Genomic DNA, 18,988 nt, shown 5'->3' with positions numbered 1-18,988 from the left:
GCAAAAACGCCCGAACGCCAAGGAAGGCATTCGGGCGGAAGAATGTAACTATCGGCGCAGACCCAGACGCTCAATCAGGGAGCGGTAACGGTTGATGTCGACGCGCTTGAGGTAATCAAGCATACGACGACGATCGCCGACCATCAGCAGCAGACCACGACGGGAGTGGTGATCATGCTTGTGCTCCTTGAGGTGCTCGGTCAGATCAGCGATACGCTTGGTCAGCAGAGCAACCTGGACCTCCGGGGAGCCGGTGTCACCCTCGTGGGTAGCGTAAGTCTTGATGATTTCCTGCTTTTCCTCAGCCGTAAGTGCCACGGCATCCTCCTTATGTTGCTGCGCGGTGCTGCCGGTCCAATACCGACGCGCTCTCTATCCGCGGGCGAAATACGCCAAAGGGAAATCATACACGAGGGGCAGACCAAATCAGACCATGCCGCAAGCGACGCTTCAGACCACGTTCAGCAGCCCGCCGAACAGCACCACCGCGAGCGAAATGCTCTCAATTACGAAAAACAGCAAAAACGACGCCCAACTGCGCGTAAGCACATTGAATTTCGATTCCTTTTTGATGCAGACCAGCAGTCCAACCCACAGCACCGCGTAGACGGCGACACCGCATCCGGCCGCGATAATGCCAAGATTCGCGGCGTTGGCAAGCCCCGAGGAATCGCCATACATCACATAAGTGGCGTTCCAGAAGTTGAAGCTCAGCAGACATACGCCGGCGACGAACTGTTCGGCGGCGAGTCCCACCACGAAAACCGTGCCCCACAGCCATTTCTTCACATCCGCAACCATCAATCCCAAACCGGCCATCGCCATAATGGTGACCGTCCACGAAATCAGCGCCACGCCTTTGGGATCGAGGAAGCTGAGATTGGCCACCATCCAAGCCGCATCCTTGACTGCGATGACACGTCCCCACCAGTAAGGCGCGATCAAAGCCACCAGCACCAGCGCGATGAACAGCGCCCAATGCCCCGGATGCGATTTGCGCCGTTCGATGTCGGCCAAGGAAAGATCAGACGCTTCAATGGACGCCGTCGGATGCTTGGAAACGTCGACCTGTTCGATCACGCCGTCGACGACTTCCGTCACCTTGTTGCCTTGCGTTTGTGCCATACCCGCTCCGTTGTATTGCGATTACCGCCTGCTGCGACCGTCACGCCGCTGTCACGACACGTCCAGCATACCCAGTCGTCGAAGCAATCGCACGGCAGGTATGCAAAAGGCGTGCCATTAAGCACGCCTTTCTTCTTCTCTAACGATTGTGTGGAGCGGATGACGGGAATCGAACCCGCGTAATCAGTTTGGAAGACTGAGGCTCTACCATTGAGCTACATCCGCGCACCGTCTATGCCGACCGAAGTCAACACGAAACGACTCGAGCTATTATACACATTCCCTCAACAATCGCAAGTCGAAATCGCAATAATTATTTTTCGACCACGCAAACCTGGTACGGTTCCAACGCGACCTCAGCGGGAAGCACGATATCGCCATCCGAATCAAGACGTGCGATCTGACGTGCGGACGAGAAATTGAACAATCCGAGAACAGTGCGTCCTTCAACATGGCGCACCACCGCAAGAACCGCATCATTATGCGCGTCCCAAGTGGTGACCCACGCTTCGGGCGCGAAAGCGGGATCGTCGCGCATCTCACGAACGCTCTTCAATCCGTCCCACATCTGCTTCTGCAGGGTGCCAGTCTGCTTGCGCTTGGCCACATTCTCCCAATTGAAGGGGCTGCGATGCAGATTACGCGAATCCTCGACGCGGTCAGGATCTTCCTTGTATTCCCAGCCGTTGAGCTGCACGATTTCGTCGCCGCAGCTCAACATGGGGAAGCCACGCAGGAACGACATGGCGGAATGCATCATCAAATCGCGTTTCATCGAAATGTCGAGCAACGGCTTGTCATGCGTGATCAGAGCGCGTTCCACACCGCACAGACTGGCCGTGGTGCCGCAGCTGCGCGCATCCTTCGACGCCTCGTCGTAGTTGTACAGCTCGCCCATGGCCCAGCTGCCGGGCACCGAGCCCTCGTAGAAGTGGTACAGGAATTCCTTGTGCTTGAGCGGGTCGATGCCGAGGCTCTCCTCCACCGGTTCGTCCAAGCCCCAGCCGATGTCGTCATGGCAGCGCAGGTAGTTGACGAACCAGCAGTTTTCCGGCAGCGCGTTGAGCTTGTCGAGCTGGTCTTTGAGCAGACGCACGTCCCCACTGGCAAGCGCACTCCACAGATTCACCATGATCGACACGTTGTAGAGCATGTGGCATTCCGGCTTTTCCGGCGTACCGAAGTAGGCGGCGAGCTCCTTGGGGGCCATCACCACTTCGCCCTTCAGCACTACTGCCGGGCAGACGCATTCGAGCACGATGCGCAACATGCGTACGATGGTGTGCACTTGCGGCAGGTTACGGCAGTTGGTACCGAGTTCCTTCCAGATGTAAGGCACCGCGTCGATGCGGAACACTTCGACGCCAAGGTTGGCGAGGCCGAGCACGCTGGAGAGCACCGACACGAGCACGTTCGGGTTGCGGTAGTTCAGATCCCACTGGAACGGGTAGAACGAGGTGAGCACCCACTTGTGCATCTGTTCGTTCCAGGTGAAGTTGCCGGGGGCAGTGGCCGGGAAGACTTCCGGCACCACGGCGTCATACTGGTCGGGAATGGTGCGGTCGTCGTAGCAGTAGTAGTAATCCTGATATTTCGGATCGCCCGCTTGGGCCGCCTTAGCCCAACGATGGCTGGATGCGGTGTGGTTCATCACGAAGTCGAGGCACAGACTGATGCCGGCCGCACGCAGTTTTTTGGTGAGTGCCGCGAGGTCTTCATTAGTGCCGAGCGACGGATCGACGGTGTCGAAATCTTCCACCGCATAACCGCCGTCGTTCTGCGGATGCGGCATTTTCAGCAGTGGCATAAGGTGCAGATACGTGAGCTTCTGCTCTTTCAGGTACGGCACCTTGCCTGCGAGTTTCTTTAGATCTCCGGCGAATAGGTCGGTATACATGGTCATGCCGAACATGTTGCCGCGCTTGTACCATTCCGGATCGGCGAGACGCTTGGTGTCGAGGCGTTTCAGATCGGCGGGACGTGCATCGTGGGCTTTGGCCATCAGCTCGGTGAGGTTGCGGAAGGCTTCGTCGGCCTGCTCCCCATACAGATCCGTCAATAGTTCGCGCAGTTCCTCACTATATTGTGCGACGCGCTCGTCAAATGCTTTGTCGGATTTGGACCGTGCCATTCCTTGACTCCTCTTCCCAGGGAACTTCGTTGTTATGAGTTGGATTCCGCAGCGTTCGTTGCCACGACGTTGGCACCAGTGTAGCGTGATTTTACGGTTTTATCAAACCGGTTCGAGGTGTTGTCGCGATTGACGTCAATCGATTGACGCAATCACTTGCGGTCACGCTTCTATCGTCACCACCGCGGATGCGACGGATCCGTCATGACTCATGGAAATATGGATTGCGCACGATTGATCATCCCCATCAACCGGCAATCCCAACGATTGCCGCAACTTGCGTCGCACCTCGGGCGAGAGCATGACACGGGGCACGCCGTGGGAATCGTCAAGTATTTCGATGCGCGCCCAAGGAAAATCGTCGAGCGTGTACGGATAGGCAATGTCTCCATCGGCATTTGCCCTGCGTGAAATCGCTTCGCACCACGCCTTGAGAAAAGCCTCCTTGCCCGCCCATCGGGCCGCAAGATGCACCGCCTCACCGTCCCTTTTGACCTGCACACGTTGAGCGGTCTGCCATAGCTCGCGCATGGAGAACAGGTTTCGCATGCGCGACCCCGGTTCGCCCAGTTGCTCGGCGAACGCAGGCACATCCACGACGTCATGCCCTAAACCCAGCATTTTCCAGCCTTTCGAAAGTTTTCAGGAAGAAACGAACCATGTCGACTTCCGCGAAACAGGCGGGCGACACTTCGCTTTCATGCAAGGACACCATCCTACCTAAGCGCTTCATCCTCTGCCACCCGCATTGCGCGCCCCTCGTTTCGCGTCTGCACAAGTGAAAATACGACACCAAACGGAAATCGTGCAGACGGAAAGTAGAGTGATTCAAGAATATGAAAATCCCGTATCTGCCGCGAAATACTGAGATTGCGACAGATACGGGATTTTGATGATCGCGCGTCTGAGCGCCAGAAATTTCAGGCGCTCAGACGCGGGAATCAGGCTTCGAAGTAGCCGGATGCGCCCAGGCGCGCGTTCGGGTCGAGCAGCATGGCCTTCTCCACCTCGTGCGCGTTGTAGCCGCGGCTATCCTCATGGAAACGACGGTTGTCGATCGGCTCGTAGAGCGCGGCGCGGCCCATCATGCCTTCCTCAAGGCGACGCTGGCCGGCAGCCAAACGCTCGTTGGCGCGATCACGCCATGCATTCAGTGCCTCGACGCCCGCGGTGTTGGCCACTGCCGCTTCGAACGCGCCCGGATTGACGATCGCCGCAAAGCCGGACACGTGGCCGAAACCGAGCGACGTGGCCAGGCCCGCCTTGACGGAGCCGACCTTCAACGGTTCGCGCAGCCAGACCATGTGGTCGTCGCGCATGAGCTTCGGATCAACGCAGTCAAGGGCGGCATTGGCCGGAATCACGCCGGACTTGAACAGCTGGGTCAGACCGTTGACCTGGAAGATGCAGGCACCGCCCTTGGCATGACCGGTAAGCGTCTTCTGCGAGATCACGAACAGCGGGTTGCCGTCGGCGCGGCCAATGGCGTGGGCCAACGTGTTGTGCAGTTCGGACTCGTTCGGATCGTTGGCGTTGGTGGACGTATCGTGCTTGGAAACCACGGCGATGTCGTCCGGGGTGACGCCGAGACGGGCCAGATCGCGTACCAGCTTGGAATCCTTGCCGCCCATGCCCGCTGCAAGCGCACCCAAGCCCGGAGCCGGAATGGAAGTGTGCGCGCCGTCGGCGTAGGAGTGCACGAATCCGATTACGCCGGCAACCGGCAGGCCGAGCTTCAACGCGATATCGCCACGGGTCAGCAGGATGGTGCCGCCGCCCTGGGATTCCACGAATCCGCCACGACGACGATCGTTGGCACGGGAGAAGAAGCGCGCGTCGATGCCCTTGGCGTACATTTCCTCCGAATTGGCGGTGGCGTTCATGTTGCCGAAGCCGATCACGGATTCCACGCCGATGTCGTCGATCGCACCGGTGACCACGAAGTCGGCCTTGCCGAGCGCGATCTTGTCGGCACCCTCTTCAAGGGAGACGGCTGCCGTGGCGCAGGCGGAAACCGGCTGGACCATATTGCCGTAGCCGCCGATGTAGGACTGCATCACGTGGGCTGCGACAACATTCGGCAGAGCCTCCTGCAGAATGTCGGTCGGAATCTCATGGTTGAGGAAGCGATCCAAGTACAGCTTGCGCATGGACGCCATGCCACCGAAACCGGTGCCCTGCGTGGAGGCCACCATCGACGGATGCACCGCCTCGAGGATTTCGGTCGGCGTGAAGCCTGCGGACAGGTAGGCGTCGACCGTAGTAACGATGTTCCACAAGGCGATCTTGTCGACGTCGCCGACCATGGAAGCCGGAATGCCCCACTTGACCGGATCGAAGCCCTTCGGGAACTGGCCGCCGACCGTACGGGTCATGGCCGCGCGACGAGGCACGCGAATCATGGAGCCGGCATGGCGGGTCACGTTCCATTCGCCGGATTCCGCATCGGCCGCGAAGCTGGTGTGCGCTTCATCAAGCTTGACGTACTCTTCGGCAATCTCACGAGTCGGAACCGAGAAGGTCACATCGTGGTCAAGGAACACCTCGGCCTCTTCCTCGTCGGTGCCGTCCTTGTAGTCGTTGCCCATGCCTTCGTCGAACGGACGCACGCCGGAACGGGCCACGACCTCGTCATGGTAACGTTCCGCGATATCCTCCTCAGGCACGAGGTTGCCATCAACGTCGTACCAGCCCGGCTTGGGGCTGTCGTTCCACGTCAGCAGGCCCATATTCCATGCCAGTTCGAGCACCGCGCCGGCAGACAGATCCACCTGGCCGTCGGAATGGATGCCGAGTTCGGCTTCGAAACGGGTGCGGCCGGAGCCCCATGGGCCAAGTTCACCCACGGACACGATGACGATTTCGTCTTCCGGACGGGCGGTGACGTTCTGCCAATCGGCAAGATCGACCTTGGCCTGACGCGGAGCACGCGGGCTTGGCAGTGCCTTGATGAGCGTCTTGGCCGCGGTATCGGATTCGTTGCCTGCGATTGCGTTCTTGGCATTCGCCGCTTCCGCTTGGGCCGCGTCTTCCATGGCTTCCGCACGCAGTGCCTTGATGTCGATCGGCTCGTTGCCGAGTCCGCCGGTCAGGTCCACGTCAAGCGGGGCCTTGGCTGCTTCGATACGGGATTCGCGGGTGGAAAGGTTCAGCAGTTCGACCGCGATTTCGGCGGTGGAATAGGTCTTCAGACCGTGACGCTCCACCACTTCGACCAGCGGATCATTGCCGCCCATCAAGCCCGTGCCGCGCACCCAGCCGATCTTCGGATGGGCGAAGGTCACACGGCTCGACCACACCTTTTCGGCGCGCGCACGGTTCACAATCGCATCGAATGCGCTCTTCACTTCGCCATAGGCACCGTCGCCGCCGAAAATACCGCGGTTCGGCGATCCCGGCAACACCACATGCAACTTATGCTGCACATCGGTGTCGGCACCGATCTTCGCAAGTCCGGCAATCGCACGCTCAACACCCCACAACATGAGGCGAGCCTGAGATTCGAACAGTTCGCCGGAATCGGCAAGGTTGCCATGCACCGGCGGAGCCGCGAACGGGAAGAACAGGCTCGGCTCGTAAGCAGGCTTGAGAATCGTGGTGGTCGCACCGGAAGTCTTCTTCTGCACATTGCCGACCCAGGCGACCAACGCGTCCACATCACGGTAGCTTGACAGGTTCGCGGGAACCAGCCACAGCTTGGCATCGCCCGCCGCATGCTCACGGTAGGTCTGCTTGGCCCATGCCTTCACGCTTGGCTTGAAGCTGTGCGAGGTGGCCACCACAGTAGCACCGCCTGCAAGCAGGCCGTTGACCACCTGGGCTGCGATGGAGTTCGGAGCCACGCCAGTCACCACTGCGATATCTCCAGCGAAACGGCTGTTTTCTGCCGATTCGGAAGCGTTTTCTCCTGCTTCGGCAGCGACACGATTGAATGCGGCCTTCAGATCCGCGTTGTCGCTCTTGCCTGCATACCAAGCGGCTTCGTCGGCAATGGTCTTGCCGAGACCGATGAAGCTGCCGTTCAATGCGGATTCATCGTTGTTGTAGTAGGCGCGCGCCAAGTCTTCACGTGCGGAAGCCCAACGATCGTCGAACAGAATGGCCTTGCGCTCGTCGAAACGAGGTTCGACCTGCTTCGGCCAGTCAGCACCGAGTTCAGCTTCGACCGCAGCCACAACAGCCGCGTTCTCATCAGCAGTTTCCTCGGCAACCGGAGCGACTATGCCCAGCTGGTTCAGCACGAACTTCGCCGTGGAGGCGAGCACGCCATCGGCACCGGTCACCTTGGCTGCGAACGCGTCCAAAGCGGCGGAATCAACCACTGCCCCGCCGGCTGCGCCACCGGCGCTCGGCATGGCAACGGCGATGCCCTTATCGGCAGCAACCTTCTGCACGGCCGCATCGATCAGCGCGTTGGCAGCGGTCGCATTGGAAACGGCATCCGTACTCAACGAGGCAAGGTCACCGCCACGAGAGCTGGCCCCCTCACGGGTTTCGAGCACGAGCGCAGCCACCGCATGGGAAGCCCACCCTTCGCCAAGCTGCCATGTATCGGTCACACGCTTAGTGATCTGGCCGAGCTTCACACCGGCGGCACCGAACATGCCACGCACACGGTCGCGCACAATGTCAGACAGCACCGGACCGAACGCCTTGTAGTTCGGAGCGACCTTGTTGACCAAAGCGCTCAGCGCCTTGACCGTCGCTTCGGCAGCACCATCCACGGAAGCCACACCCAGTTCGGAACTGATGTCCATAAGCAGCTGATTACGGCGAGAAGACACACCATTGGTCAGCGTATCGGTGGTATCGCTTTCGCCGATCTGATCGGGGCGAACCTTAGCCGAGTAAGCCAGCAATGTGGCAATCGCATCGGATGCCTTGAATGCAACATCCGCAACGGCGGCACCCGACGGAGCACCTGCAGGAGCAGAAGCTGCAGCAACCGGAACTTCCGCAACAGCAGCAGGAGCAGCCGCAGGAGCTGAGGCAACAGCCGGAGCAGCAGCCGCAGAAGAAGCAGAAGTCGCAACCGCAGAATCGTCAGCATCTTCTTCCGGAACCAACGAATCGGAATCAGTCATGTATACGCGGCCTTCATCGCGACCAACGTTGTATACCGTCACATCGCGACCGGCAAACTGCGGCAGACGCAACGTCTTGGAACCCAGATTGGCGAGCGTCGGAGCATTGCCGAGACCAACCTCAACATACTCTTCCACACCAAGACCGCCCTGCTCGGAGGAACCGAACAGCAGAGCCTGCGTCTCAATCCAACGCACCGGAGAGGCGAACTGCCAAGACAGCAGTTCCGTAAGCAGCAATCGGCCGAGCTTCTGATCATCAGCAGCATAGGAATCCCAAATCTGCGGATCATCTAAAGCGGCCTGAATGCGCTCGGACGGCACGACTTCGAGAATCTTGGCCGCGAATTCCTTCGTCATTTCGAACGGAGCCGCAACCAGGTTCGGAATGTAGCGTCCGACCAGACGGCCACGGTAATCGATGGTCTGCGGCAGGAGCGCGTCAAGCTTGTCACGGAATTCCGGCACGCCCTTGCGCAGCAGCGTGGAATGGAACGGCACATCGATGCCCGGCACCAGCATGAACGCTGGCTTGCCGCCATATTCGGCCACGCGGCGGCTGGAATCGGCCTTCAGCGCCTTCAAACCGGCGATGGTGCCTGCCACGGCATACTGCTGTCCAGCCAAGTTGTAGTTCACGATCTGCAGGAACTCGCCGGAAGCCTTCGACACGGATTCAACGTACTCGCGCACGCCGTCATCGCCCACACCGAACTGGTTCGGACGCAACGCACCCATACGGTAGTTGGAACGGCCCTTCGCATCGCGCGGAATGAGGTGATGCATGGTGGAGCCGCGGTGGAACACGAGTTCGATCACGGTTTCCAGCGGAATCACGCCGGCGAAGGAGCTCAACGCGTTGTATTCGCCCAGCGAGTGGCCTGCGAAATAGGCAGGCCAAATGTCGGCGCCGGCTTCGCGCAGACGTGCGGTCTGGGCGAATGCCACGGTGGCGAGCGCCACCTGCGTGAACTGGGTCAGGTTGAGCAGGCCTTCCGGATGGCGGTAGGTCACGCCGTTGGCGGTCAGTTCCTTCGGATTGTCACGCACGACGGCAAGGATCGAGAATCCAAGCTTCTCGCGGGTCACCTTGTCGGCACGCTCCCACACGTCTCGTGCGGCCGGGGACTTGGCACGCTCGTCGAGCACCATGCCCTGCCGCTGTATGCCCTGGCCCGGGTATACGAACGCGGACTTCGGCGCACGCACGATGGCGGTGCCACGAGACACGATGTTGCCTTTGATACGGCTGGTCACTTCGAGCACCATGCCGGAGTGAGCCACGCGTCCGACGCGTTCGATGGAGATTTCCACTTCGTCGTCGAGCTGCACCATGCCGTACATGTTGTAGGTCCAGCCTGCGATTTCATAGTGCGCACCCTTGCCGTCAAGCGCCTGCACCGCGTATTGTGCGGTTGCGGAGAGCCACATGCCGTGCACGAGCGGTGCCGCAAGACCGGAAACAGCAGCGCCACGATGCGAGGTGTGGATCGGGTTGAAATCGCCGGAAGTACGTGCGAAGGCGGTCATCTCGTGTGGAGCGGTCACCTTGACGCGGCGCAGCAGTCGGCGCGGAGTGCTTTCGATTTCCGCGTCGATTCCACCATAGTCCGGTGCTTCCGGCGGCAGTGCGTCGGAGTATGCACGACCACGGATGGCGAAACGTTCGGTTTCGTTGGCAAGCACGGTGCCGTCTTGCGTGCTGTGGGTGACGTGGATGGTCACCACACGGCCGGATGCCGATTCGAAGTAGTCTTCGGCCCAGCTGGTCAGCGCGATTTGTTCGCCGATATGCTTGAGCAGTTCGTCTTCGCTGACTTCCAGTTCGATGAGATGGTCGAGATGCACTGCGTTGAGCAGGCCTTCGATCACAGGGAAGCCGTTGACGTACACGGATCCGAGGGCCGCGTAGATGGCGGGCCATGCCGGCCCGACGAGCGCGTCCGGTGCGATGCGCGACGGCACCAGGTTGCTTGGCAGCGCGCCGCCGGTGGCCGCTTCATGGTCGAAGCCGAGGTTGGCGGACAGCGTGTAGCTGGCATGCGCCTGGCCGAACGGATAGGAGGCTTTGTCAGCCACCTGTTCAATAACAGGCATGGCGGTAAGCTTGTCGCCAGTAATGGCGGTGTTACCAATGCCGGCAGTGTCTGCAAGCATACGGTACACGTGTTCCGGTAGGCGGTCACGGTCGACCACCGGGAAGAGCCCGGATTCGTTGCCGTCTACGTTCAGCGGGATGACGATGTCTCGTACGGCATGCTTGGACTTGCCACCGTCCGGATCGTTGTCCCAGTAGGTATCGAGATGGATGTCGAGATCGTACTTTTCGACACTCCCTTCGCTGGAAATCTTGCGAATCTCATAGTTGGCGTCACCGTTGCTGGTGCCGTATGCCGGGTTTGCCATAAGATGGCCCACCCACGAAATGTTCGGGGATTTGCGAATGAATTCTTCTGCGGAAGATGCCACGCCGAGCTGGGCGAACGCGGTTTTAGCTGCGATCGGCGATTCTGCGGAAACGCGCTTAACCATGGCCGCTTCGAAACGGCCAAGAATGTCGGCGACCGGTTCGTCAACGGTGGTGATGCCCGCGACGGAGATCGGACCAGGAATAATACGCACGGAATCGGCGGAGTATCGGGAGTCTTCGGACTGCCACAGCTGGTCCTGACCCCACCAACGCAGCAGGTCGTTGTCGATGACGGGCACGAACGGCATTGGCTTCGGATATTCACGCACGAGCACCGGGAACCAAGCTTCATCCATCGGGGTGACGGTCAGTTCGTCGGCTTGCGGATAGGCTTCGGCAAGCTTGGCGATGGCCGCGTGCGGATCGGATTCCACATCGGCACGGGATGCGAACAGCGATGCGAATTCGCCGCTTTCCTGCGTGGTGACGCGAGCTTCAATACGCTGCAGCAAGTGCAGGAAGCGATCGGCATAGGTTTCGTCGACCCCAGGGAAAGCGAGATCGGCGAAACGCTGCGCCCATGCGAGATAGGTCATGGCCTTCAGGTCACCGAAATACGGCTTCGCGGTGGCGTTCAACGCTTCGATGATTTCCTCACGGCGGCTTTCCAGCTCTTCCGGATGCTTCATCACGCGCACCAGCAGGCGTCCACAACGTGCGGAAGAGTTTTCCAGCTCGTAAATGTCGGCATGCAGGTGGCTCAGGCCGGAAGTGACTCCACCCTTGGCCTGGCCGCTCGGCACCCACTGTTCGCCCAGCGGAGCGAACGGATCGGCGTCTGCTCCCTTGGCGGGAATGCCTGGGGTATTGACGAGCATCTGCTTGACTTCAGGGCTGGTGTGCGCTTCCTTGGCGGTCATCACGGCGGTGCCGACGAGCACGCCATCCACCGGCATGAGCGGTCGACCGTATTCGGCGGACCATTCGCCGGTGATGTAGTCGGCGCCACGTTCCGGCGTACCGATGCCGCCACCGACCACGAGCACAAGGTTCGACTGTTCGCGCACTTCAGCATAGGTGCTCAGCAGCAGATCATCCAACGATTCCCACGAATGGTGACCGCCTGCGGAACCGCCTTCAACTTCGATCAGCACCTTGACCGGAGCGACGGCCTTGGCGATACGCACCACCTGACGAATCTGGTCGACGGTGCCCGGCTTAAAGCTCACATACGGGAATCCGTCGGCGTTGAGATTGTGGATGAGTTCCACGGCCTCGTCAAGTTCCGGAATGCCCGCGGACACGACCACGCCGTCGATCGGAGTGCCGCTGGCACGCTTCTTCGGCACGATACGCTGGGATCCGAACTGCAGGTTCCACAGGTAGCGGTCCATGAACATCGCGTTGAATTCAACGGTACGGCCTTCTTCAAGCTCTTCTTCCAGCTTGGCGACATGACGGTCGAACACGCTGGCGGTCACCTGGCCACCGCCTGCAAGTTCCGCCCAGTAGCCGGCGTTGGCGGCCGCTGCCACGATTTCCGGTTCCACGGTGGTCGGGGTCATGCCGGCGAGCAGTACCGGAGCCTTGCCGGTCAGTTCAGTGAATGCGGTGCGCACCTTGTCTCCAGCGGAGGTGTGGATGATGCTTGGTGCGAAGCGGGTCCAGTTCTGGGTGCGCTCAGGCAAGGTTTCCAGCGTGGAAAGCTCGCCGCGATCAGCCACGGTGGAGGCTTCCACCACACCGACACCAGTGCCTTGGGCAACAGTGGAGAACAGTTTGCCAACGGTGGTTCCCGGACCAAAATCCAACACCCACAGGGCACTCGGATCGGTGGATTTCATGAGCGCACGCACGCGGGCGGCCCAATCCACATGGTTGAGCAGCACTTCGGCGGCAAGCTCGCGAGCGTGGTCGGCATTGATTCCGCAGGATTCCGCCCATGAAACAGCCTGTGAAACAGCATCGGCCATGAGCGGGCTGTGGAACGGCAGGGTCACGTCAAGGTATTCGAGCACCGGTTCGAACACACGGCCGCCACGCACCTTCTCTTCGCGCAGCTTGGCCTGGTGCTTGTGCTCCTTGGCCACTTCCACGCCGAACGCGGCCAGATCCTCTGGGTAGCCGGAGAGCACATAATGCGTGGCGGAATTGGTGACGGCCACGGCAATCGGGCCGCGGGCACCGGAAACACGCTTGATCAGCGCATCCACCTGGGCGCGGGTGATGTCTTTGACCGACAGCATCGGCGTGGCTTCGCCGTGACGTGCGGCAAGACCAAGCTGACGCGCCTGACGGGTGCCGGCAACACCGATCAGCGTGGCAATCGCAAGAATTTCATCAATTTGCGCGGAAGCCGCCTCAATGGAACCCGCTTCGACAATCGACTGCACCATGTGCACGGCGAGCACGCCTTGGGAGTGACCGAGCACGGCAACCGGCTTGGCAACGGCGGGATTGTAGCCGAGAGAAGCAGCGTCGAGCAGCGCACCCAACTGGGCGAGAGCAATGCCCGGAACGCTTGCGGAAGCCGCTGCGGCAGCGCCGAGTCGTGCCGGATTCGGTTCGAATCCAAACAGGTCGACCGGGCGGCCGGTGGTGGCGAGCAGGTCGGCTGACACCGGGTACAGCAGTGCCTGGGCTGCGTCGGCATGGGCGTGCAGCGCTTCGTTGAGCACCGGATTGGCGCTTTGGTCGGTGAGTGCCACCGGCCATGGGGTGGATTGTCCGGCGAAGGCGAGCGCGTGCGGCTCACCGTTCAGTCGATCAAGAAAAAAAGTGTTCATGATGTTCCTTACTTATTTCAAAAATCTTGCGATGTGTTCTTGCGATTGATTCTTGCGTTTACGTTTGCTTACGATTCATCCGCGCACTTTGCACCCGTCACAACGGCTGGTTGCCATGGTGTTTGGTGGTTTTGCGCACACGCTTCTTGCTGGAGAGCAGTTTGAGTGATTCGATGATGGTTTCGCGCGTTTGCTCGGGGTCGATCATGGCGTCGATTTCACCCATTTCCAGCGAAAGATTCGCGTTGACGGTGGTGCGTTCGTAGTCGGCCACGTATTTGGACCGGAGCGCTTCGACGTCTTTGCCTGCGTCTTTGGCTTTCTGCAGGTCTTTGCGATGGATGATGTTCACCGCTCCGGATGCGCCGAGCACTGCGATTTGGCTGGATGGCCAAGCGTAGTTGAGGTCGGCTCCAATGGCTTTGGATCCCATCACGATGTAGGCACCGCCGAAGGCTTTTCGCAGGATTACGGTGACCAGCGGCACTTGCGCGTTGGCGTAGGCGTAGATCACTTTCGCACCGCGGCGGATGATGCCTGCATGTTCCTGTTCGGCGCCAGGCTTGTACCCAGGGGTGTCCACCAAGGTGACGACCGGCAGGTTGAACGCGTCGCACAGACGCACGAAGCGTGCCACTTTTTCGGAGGAATCCACGTCGAGGATGCCCGCGTTGACGTTCGGCTGGTTTGCCACAATGCCGATCGGATGCCCGTTCACGCAGGCGAATCCCACCACTGCGGAGCTTGCGAACAGCTCGTGCACCTGCACGAATTCGCCGTAGTCCACGATGCAGCGGATCACGTCGAGCACGTCGTACGGCTGGCGGTCGTTGTCCGGCACGATGGTGGCAAGTCGCTTGGCCACGTCACGGTCGGCGCGGGTTGCGGCGTACGCGTAGGTGGGCGGCTGCAGGTCGGAGTTGGACGGCAGGTAGGCGAGCACGGTTCGTGCGTAGTCGATCGCGTCGGCTTCGTCTTCGCCCAGGTAGTGCGCCACACCGGAGGTGGCGTTGTGCACGTATCCGCCGCCGAGGTCGTCCATGCTGATCACTTCGCCTGTGGCCGCTTTGACCACGTCAGGACCGGTGACGAACATGTTGGAGTTTTCACGGGTCATGATGATCAGATCGGTCAGTGCCGGGCAGTACACGGCTCCACCCGCGCATGGGCCGAGAATCAGCGAGAGCTGCGGCACGAAACCGCTGGCGTCGCAGGTTTTACGGAACAGATGCCCGTATTGCGTCAGCGCGGCCACGCCCTCTTGAATGCGGGCACCGCCCGAATCGATAAGCGCGATGATCGGCACTTTCAAGTCGAGCGCTTTGTCCATCAATCGGCAGATCTTGCGGCCTTCCGCGACTCCCAGCGTGCCGCCGCGCACGGAAAAGTCCTGTGCGTATACGGCCACTTTGCGTCCGAACACTTCGCCGAAACCGGTGATGACCGCCGCTCCCGCGCGTCCGCCGTTGATGTCGCCGCCGCAGAATCGTCCGATTTCCTCGAAGGAACCGGTGTCAAGCAGCAGGTCAAGACGTTCGCGCGCCGTCAGTTTGCCTTTGACATGCTGGCGATTGCGGGCATGATCTTCCGCTTCGTGCGCGAGTTGCGCCGCACGAAGCACGGATGCGCGGATTGGCTGAGATGCGCCCGGCAGGTCGGCCGCGGAGACGGCTTCGGCCGCGTTTTTGCCGAGTCGCTCCTGCTGTTCCATTACGATCTTCACGGCTTCTTTGACGGCCGGGCTTGCGATGATATCAGTCATCACTTACCCCCTTCCATAGTTCCGTCGGTTGCGGTTCCGTCAACAGCAGCGCCAGTTGCGCCGTTTTCGCCGGCTTTCGTACCGTTCGCTCCGGTCACGTCGATGGTCATCAACGTTTCGCCGGCTTCCACGCCCGCCGCGGGTCCCACGAAAATCTTGGTGACAGCGCCCTTGACCGGCGCATACACGTAGTTTTCCATCTTCATGGATTCGAGCACGACGAGCAGGTCGCCCTTGGCCACCTGCTGGCCTTCGGCCACATTGATACGCGTCACGACGGCCTGCATCGGGCTTGCGATCACACCGGATTGGCCGTCATTGCTTTGCTGTTTTTTCTGCGCATGATGCAGTCCCTGCCCACGCAGCGGCTGGATGGCACGTTTCGCGTCACGCGCTTTGGCACCGCCCGTCAGGTTGGCGACGATGTCGTTCGGCACGGTCAGCGACACTCTGCGATTGTTGACTTCGATGACGAAGGTTTCGCTGGATTCCTTCTTGTCGACCTCGGAAGCGCCAGACATGGACGCCGGCTGCCCGCCTTGCGATGATGCGGCTTCCTTGTTGAGGTACTTGCGTTCCAGCCATTTGGTGCTGACATCGTATGCAACACCGTGTTCGGCGGTGAATTCGTCGTCGTTGAAAATCTGTTCGAACAAGCTTGCCGGAGTCGGCACGCCTTCCACCTTCAGCTCGCTCAAGGCGCGGCGCACGCGGGCCACTGCTGCCGCTCGGTCAGATGCGGTGACCACGAGTTTGCCCATCATCGAATCGAATTTCGGCGAAATGGTGTCGCCTTCGACCACGCCGGAATCCACACGGATGCCCGGGCCGGACGGCCAGCGCAACGAGGCCAGCGTGCCGGAGCTTGGCGCGAGGTTCTTCGCCGGATCCTCGCAGGTCAGGCGCAGTTCAAAACTGTGTCCACGAAGCGGATGGTTCACGGTCAGTTCCCCACCGTTGGCGATGGTCAGCTGCTCGCGCACCAGGTCAAGTCCGCAGACCTCCTCGCTGACGGTATGCTCCACCTGCAGACGCGGATTGACTTCCAGGAAGTACACTTTGCCCTGTTCGGTCACCATGAATTCGCAGGTGCCAAGCCCCTCGTAATCGACGGCTTCGAACAGTCGGCGAGAGTAGGTTTCCAGCTGGTCGGTCACCTCGGAGGAAAGGAACGGTGCCGGCGCCTCTTCGACAAGCTTCTGATTGCGGCGCTGCACGGAGCAGTCGCGCGTGGAATACACGGTGAAGTTGCCGTGCGAGTCGCGGCCGCACTGCGTTTCGACGTGACGTCCTTTGTCGATGAATCGTTCCACGAAATATTCGTTCAGATCACCGCCCTGCAGCGCATCATGATTCATGTAGAAACCGCGCAGCTCGTCATCGTTGTGCACGAGCGTGATGCCGCGACCGCCGCCGCCATCGGTACGCTTAAGCATGAGCGGATAACCGTGCGTATGCGCGAAATCCAGCAGCAATCGCATGTCGGAAATCGACTGGGAAATGCCGGGAACCGGCGGAACTTTGGCGAACGTGGCCACACGACGTGCGGTGATCTTATCCCCCAAATCCACGAGGGCTTTCGGATTCGGACCAACCCAAGCCGCACCCACATCGATCACTTTCTGTGCGAAAGTGGCCACTTCGGAAAGGAATCCGTAGCCTGGATGCACTGCGTCGGCACCGCTGCGCTGCAGAATGTCGATCAGCAGATCCTCGTTGAGATAGGTGTCTTTATACGTGTCTCCGGAAAGCAGATATGCGTCGTCAGCCATCTGCACGTATTGTGCATGGCGATCCTGCTCCGCGTACACCGCAACCGTGGGAATCCCCATCTCACGGGCGGTGCGCACTACGCGAAGCGCGATTTCTCCGCGATTCGCCACCAGAAGTTTGTTGACATTTTTAGGCATAACGTCAAGTTTGGTCGCGCGAACGAAAAATCGTGAACTCGTTTCCCACAAAAGACACGCAATCTTTTTGTAAGGCTCCACAAACGTTACCGAAACTTGGCAAGCCTACGATTGGGGGCATAAGTTGACAAACCTTGCATTTTCGTCACTTTCGCGCTTGCCATCATTTCGGCTGTCAACAATCGTCGATTCATCAACGTAATGCAATCACATCCAAGGAGAATTATCGTGCGTAACGCAATGCTGACACTCAAAACCACGCTGAAAACCGCCACCAGCGGCACTGTCGGATCCATCCTCAAGCCGGCGCTGTTCGCCGTGCTCATGTGGACCGCCTCCGCGGCCGGTGCCGTGCCGATTCCGGGCACGCCGGTGCCGATCACGCTACAGACGTTCGTGGTGATGCTGGCCGCGCTGATGCTGCCGTGGAAGCAGGCCGGCGCCGCGATGCTCATGTATCTGGCAGCCGGCGCGGTCGGTCTGCCGGTGTTCGCCGGCGGCGCTTCCACCATGGCATTGGTTGGCCCGAGCGCCGGCTTCCTGATCGGCTTCCTGCCGGCGGCCATCGTCACGTCGCTGCTGAAGGGTGAGGCGCGCACCGATTCGCTGAAGCATGGCGCGCTGACCGCCGCACGTTACCTGTTTGCCTGTGTCGCCGGCTGCATTGCGCTTGACTATCTGCTTGGTTTCATCGTGCAGTCCGCCATTACCGGCATCGCACTGCCGATTGTGGCCGTGGCTTCCATGGGATTCGTCGCAGGCGATGCGGTCAAGGCCGTTATCGCTTCCGCCGTGGTCGCAGGTCTTGCCAAGCTGAAGTGAGATTGCGGCAAATTTCAGCAATCAAGTAATTTTTTACTTACTGAGCACGCCTACGTCGGCCGTGCTCACCCGATGCAATACGCCTTCCTGATCCTCAATGGTCAGGGAGGCGTCGTCGTTTAACGCGACAGCCCTGCCCTGCAAAGTGGTTCCGTCCACAAAATGAGCCTCGCACTGCTTGCCGAGCGTCCAGCAGATCGGGGTCATCGCTTCCCGGGCGCGCACAGCCTCACGGTGAGGGTCCTCTTCGAAATCAGCCAACCGCGAGCGCAATCCTTGCACCCAACGTACGGCAATCGCATCGCGCAACACCATCGCATCAGGCAGATTGCGCGCAACCAACTGCAACGATGTGGACTTATCTATCGGCAATCGTTCCTGAGCGACGGCAAGATTCAAACCGACGCCGATCACAATGGCAACGCGATCCCCGCAATCCGGAATCGGCACCATTTCAGCGAGTACGCCACCAAGTTTCTTGCCGCCAGCAAAAATATCGTTCGGCCATTTCAGCAAAACATCTTCATCGAGCGTGCCGCCGAAATCGCATACCGCACCAACAATCGCCTCACGCATCTCGCAACCGGCAATCATCTGCAGCCAACCATTGACGGACGAATCGCGCACAATCGCAACCGGCACGCTCACCACCAGCGACACGATGAATGACTCCCCCGGCACACTGGCCCACGTATGGTCGAGCCGCCCGCGACCGGCCGTCTGCTCGTTCGCCGCGACAACCACGATCTCACGCCCGCTCCACACGAGGTTCCCTGCAATGCCATCCATGCCGAACAGCCGACCTGCACGCACCAAATCCGCGGCATACGTGTTGGTGGATCCCACCGTATCCAAAACAAGCACCTGATCCGCCGCAACGCATGTACGCGGCATGATCGCAGCCGAATCCAAAATCGCCATCATTACCTCCTACCTACTACAGCGCGGCGCGCCGACG

Annotated in this window: 9 protein-coding genes and 1 tRNA gene; 1 reads left to right on the top strand and 9 read right to left on the bottom strand. The window is 60.2% G+C overall.

Features of this window, described 5'->3' with window-relative positions; all coding sequences use genetic code 11:
- Positions 1-48 precede the first annotated feature (48 nt).
- The 8 genes from rpsO to BBPC_RS01330 all read right to left on the bottom strand — a co-directional run bounded on the left by rpsO (position 49) and on the right by BBPC_RS01330 (position 17,208).
- Positions 49-318: a 30S ribosomal protein S15 gene (gene rpsO / locus BBPC_RS01365; RefSeq protein WP_003807806.1), complete on the bottom strand. Its 270-nt coding sequence runs from the start codon at positions 316-318 to the stop codon at positions 49-51.
- Positions 319-450: 132 nt separating this feature from the next.
- Positions 451-1,125 (bottom strand): hypothetical protein, encoded by a 675-nt coding sequence (locus tag BBPC_RS01360; RefSeq protein ID WP_004220100.1) that lies wholly within the window; start codon positions 1,123-1,125, stop codon positions 451-453.
- A gap of 151 nt (positions 1,126-1,276) precedes the next feature.
- Positions 1,277-1,350: transfer RNA gene (locus tag BBPC_RS01355), tRNA-Gly, on the bottom strand.
- A gap of 88 nt (positions 1,351-1,438) precedes the next feature.
- Entirely contained in the window at positions 1,439-3,256 is a 1,818-nt protein-coding gene (locus BBPC_RS01350) for an alpha-amylase family protein (protein WP_004220101.1), read from the bottom strand.
- Positions 3,257-3,418: 162 nt separating this feature from the next.
- A complete protein-coding gene (locus BBPC_RS01345) occupies positions 3,419-3,877 on the bottom strand; it encodes a holo-ACP synthase (RefSeq protein WP_004220105.1) in 459 nt (152 codons plus the stop codon).
- Between the two features lie 320 nt (positions 3,878-4,197).
- Complete coding sequence (locus BBPC_RS01340; protein ID WP_004220108.1) at positions 4,198-13,536, bottom strand: type I polyketide synthase; 9,339 nt, start codon at positions 13,534-13,536, stop codon at positions 4,198-4,200.
- Between the two features lie 97 nt (positions 13,537-13,633).
- Complete coding sequence (locus BBPC_RS01335; RefSeq protein ID WP_004220109.1) at positions 13,634-15,298, bottom strand: acyl-CoA carboxylase subunit beta; 1,665 nt, start codon at positions 15,296-15,298, stop codon at positions 13,634-13,636.
- On the bottom strand, positions 15,298-17,208 hold the full coding sequence (locus tag BBPC_RS01330; protein WP_004220110.1) for an acetyl/propionyl/methylcrotonyl-CoA carboxylase subunit alpha: 1,911 nt from the start codon (positions 17,206-17,208) through the stop codon (positions 15,298-15,300). The genes BBPC_RS01335 and BBPC_RS01330 overlap by 1 nt, the downstream gene beginning before the upstream one ends.
- 240 nt (positions 17,209-17,448) lie before the next feature.
- On the opposite strand from BBPC_RS01330, the gene BBPC_RS01325 reads away from it, so the two are divergent.
- Positions 17,449-18,030: a biotin transporter BioY gene (locus BBPC_RS01325; protein ID WP_004220112.1), complete on the top strand. Its 582-nt coding sequence runs from the start codon at positions 17,449-17,451 to the stop codon at positions 18,028-18,030.
- A gap of 33 nt (positions 18,031-18,063) precedes the next feature.
- On the opposite strand, the gene BBPC_RS01320 is transcribed toward BBPC_RS01325, so the two are convergent.
- On the bottom strand, positions 18,064-18,954 hold the full coding sequence (locus BBPC_RS01320; protein WP_004220113.1) for a biotin--[acetyl-CoA-carboxylase] ligase: 891 nt from the start codon (positions 18,952-18,954) through the stop codon (positions 18,064-18,066).
- Between the last annotated feature and the right edge of the window lie 34 nt (positions 18,955-18,988).

Origin of the sequence: Bifidobacterium pseudocatenulatum DSM 20438 = JCM 1200 = LMG 10505, assembly GCF_001025215.1 — a bacterium.
GTDB lineage: Bacteria > Actinomycetota > Actinomycetes > Actinomycetales > Bifidobacteriaceae > Bifidobacterium > Bifidobacterium pseudocatenulatum.
Note: the sequence above shows the minus strand (reverse complement) of the source record. Positions and strands in the feature narration are given on the sequence as shown.

What these genes read in the sequence shown, in the direction of transcription:
- BBPC_RS01325 (WP_004220112.1), top strand. Translation starts at nt 17,449, where the DNA reads ATGCTGACACTCAAAACCACGCTGAAAACCGCCACCAGCGGCACTGTC.
- BBPC_RS01340 (WP_004220108.1), bottom strand. Translation starts at nt 13,536, where the DNA reads ATGAACACTTTTTTTCTTGATCGACTGAACGGTGAGCCGCACGCGCTC.
- BBPC_RS01350 (WP_004220101.1), bottom strand. Translation starts at nt 3,256, where the DNA reads ATGGCACGGTCCAAATCCGACAAAGCATTTGACGAGCGCGTCGCACAA.
- BBPC_RS01345 (WP_004220105.1), bottom strand. Translation starts at nt 3,877, where the DNA reads ATGCTGGGTTTAGGGCATGACGTCGTGGATGTGCCTGCGTTCGCCGAG.
- BBPC_RS01330 (WP_004220110.1), bottom strand. Translation starts at nt 17,208, where the DNA reads ATGCCTAAAAATGTCAACAAACTTCTGGTGGCGAATCGCGGAGAAATC.
- BBPC_RS01320 (WP_004220113.1), bottom strand. Translation starts at nt 18,954, where the DNA reads ATGATGGCGATTTTGGATTCGGCTGCGATCATGCCGCGTACATGCGTT.
- BBPC_RS01360 (WP_004220100.1), bottom strand. Translation starts at nt 1,125, where the DNA reads ATGGCACAAACGCAAGGCAACAAGGTGACGGAAGTCGTCGACGGCGTG.
- BBPC_RS01335 (WP_004220109.1), bottom strand. Translation starts at nt 15,298, where the DNA reads ATGACTGATATCATCGCAAGCCCGGCCGTCAAAGAAGCCGTGAAGATC.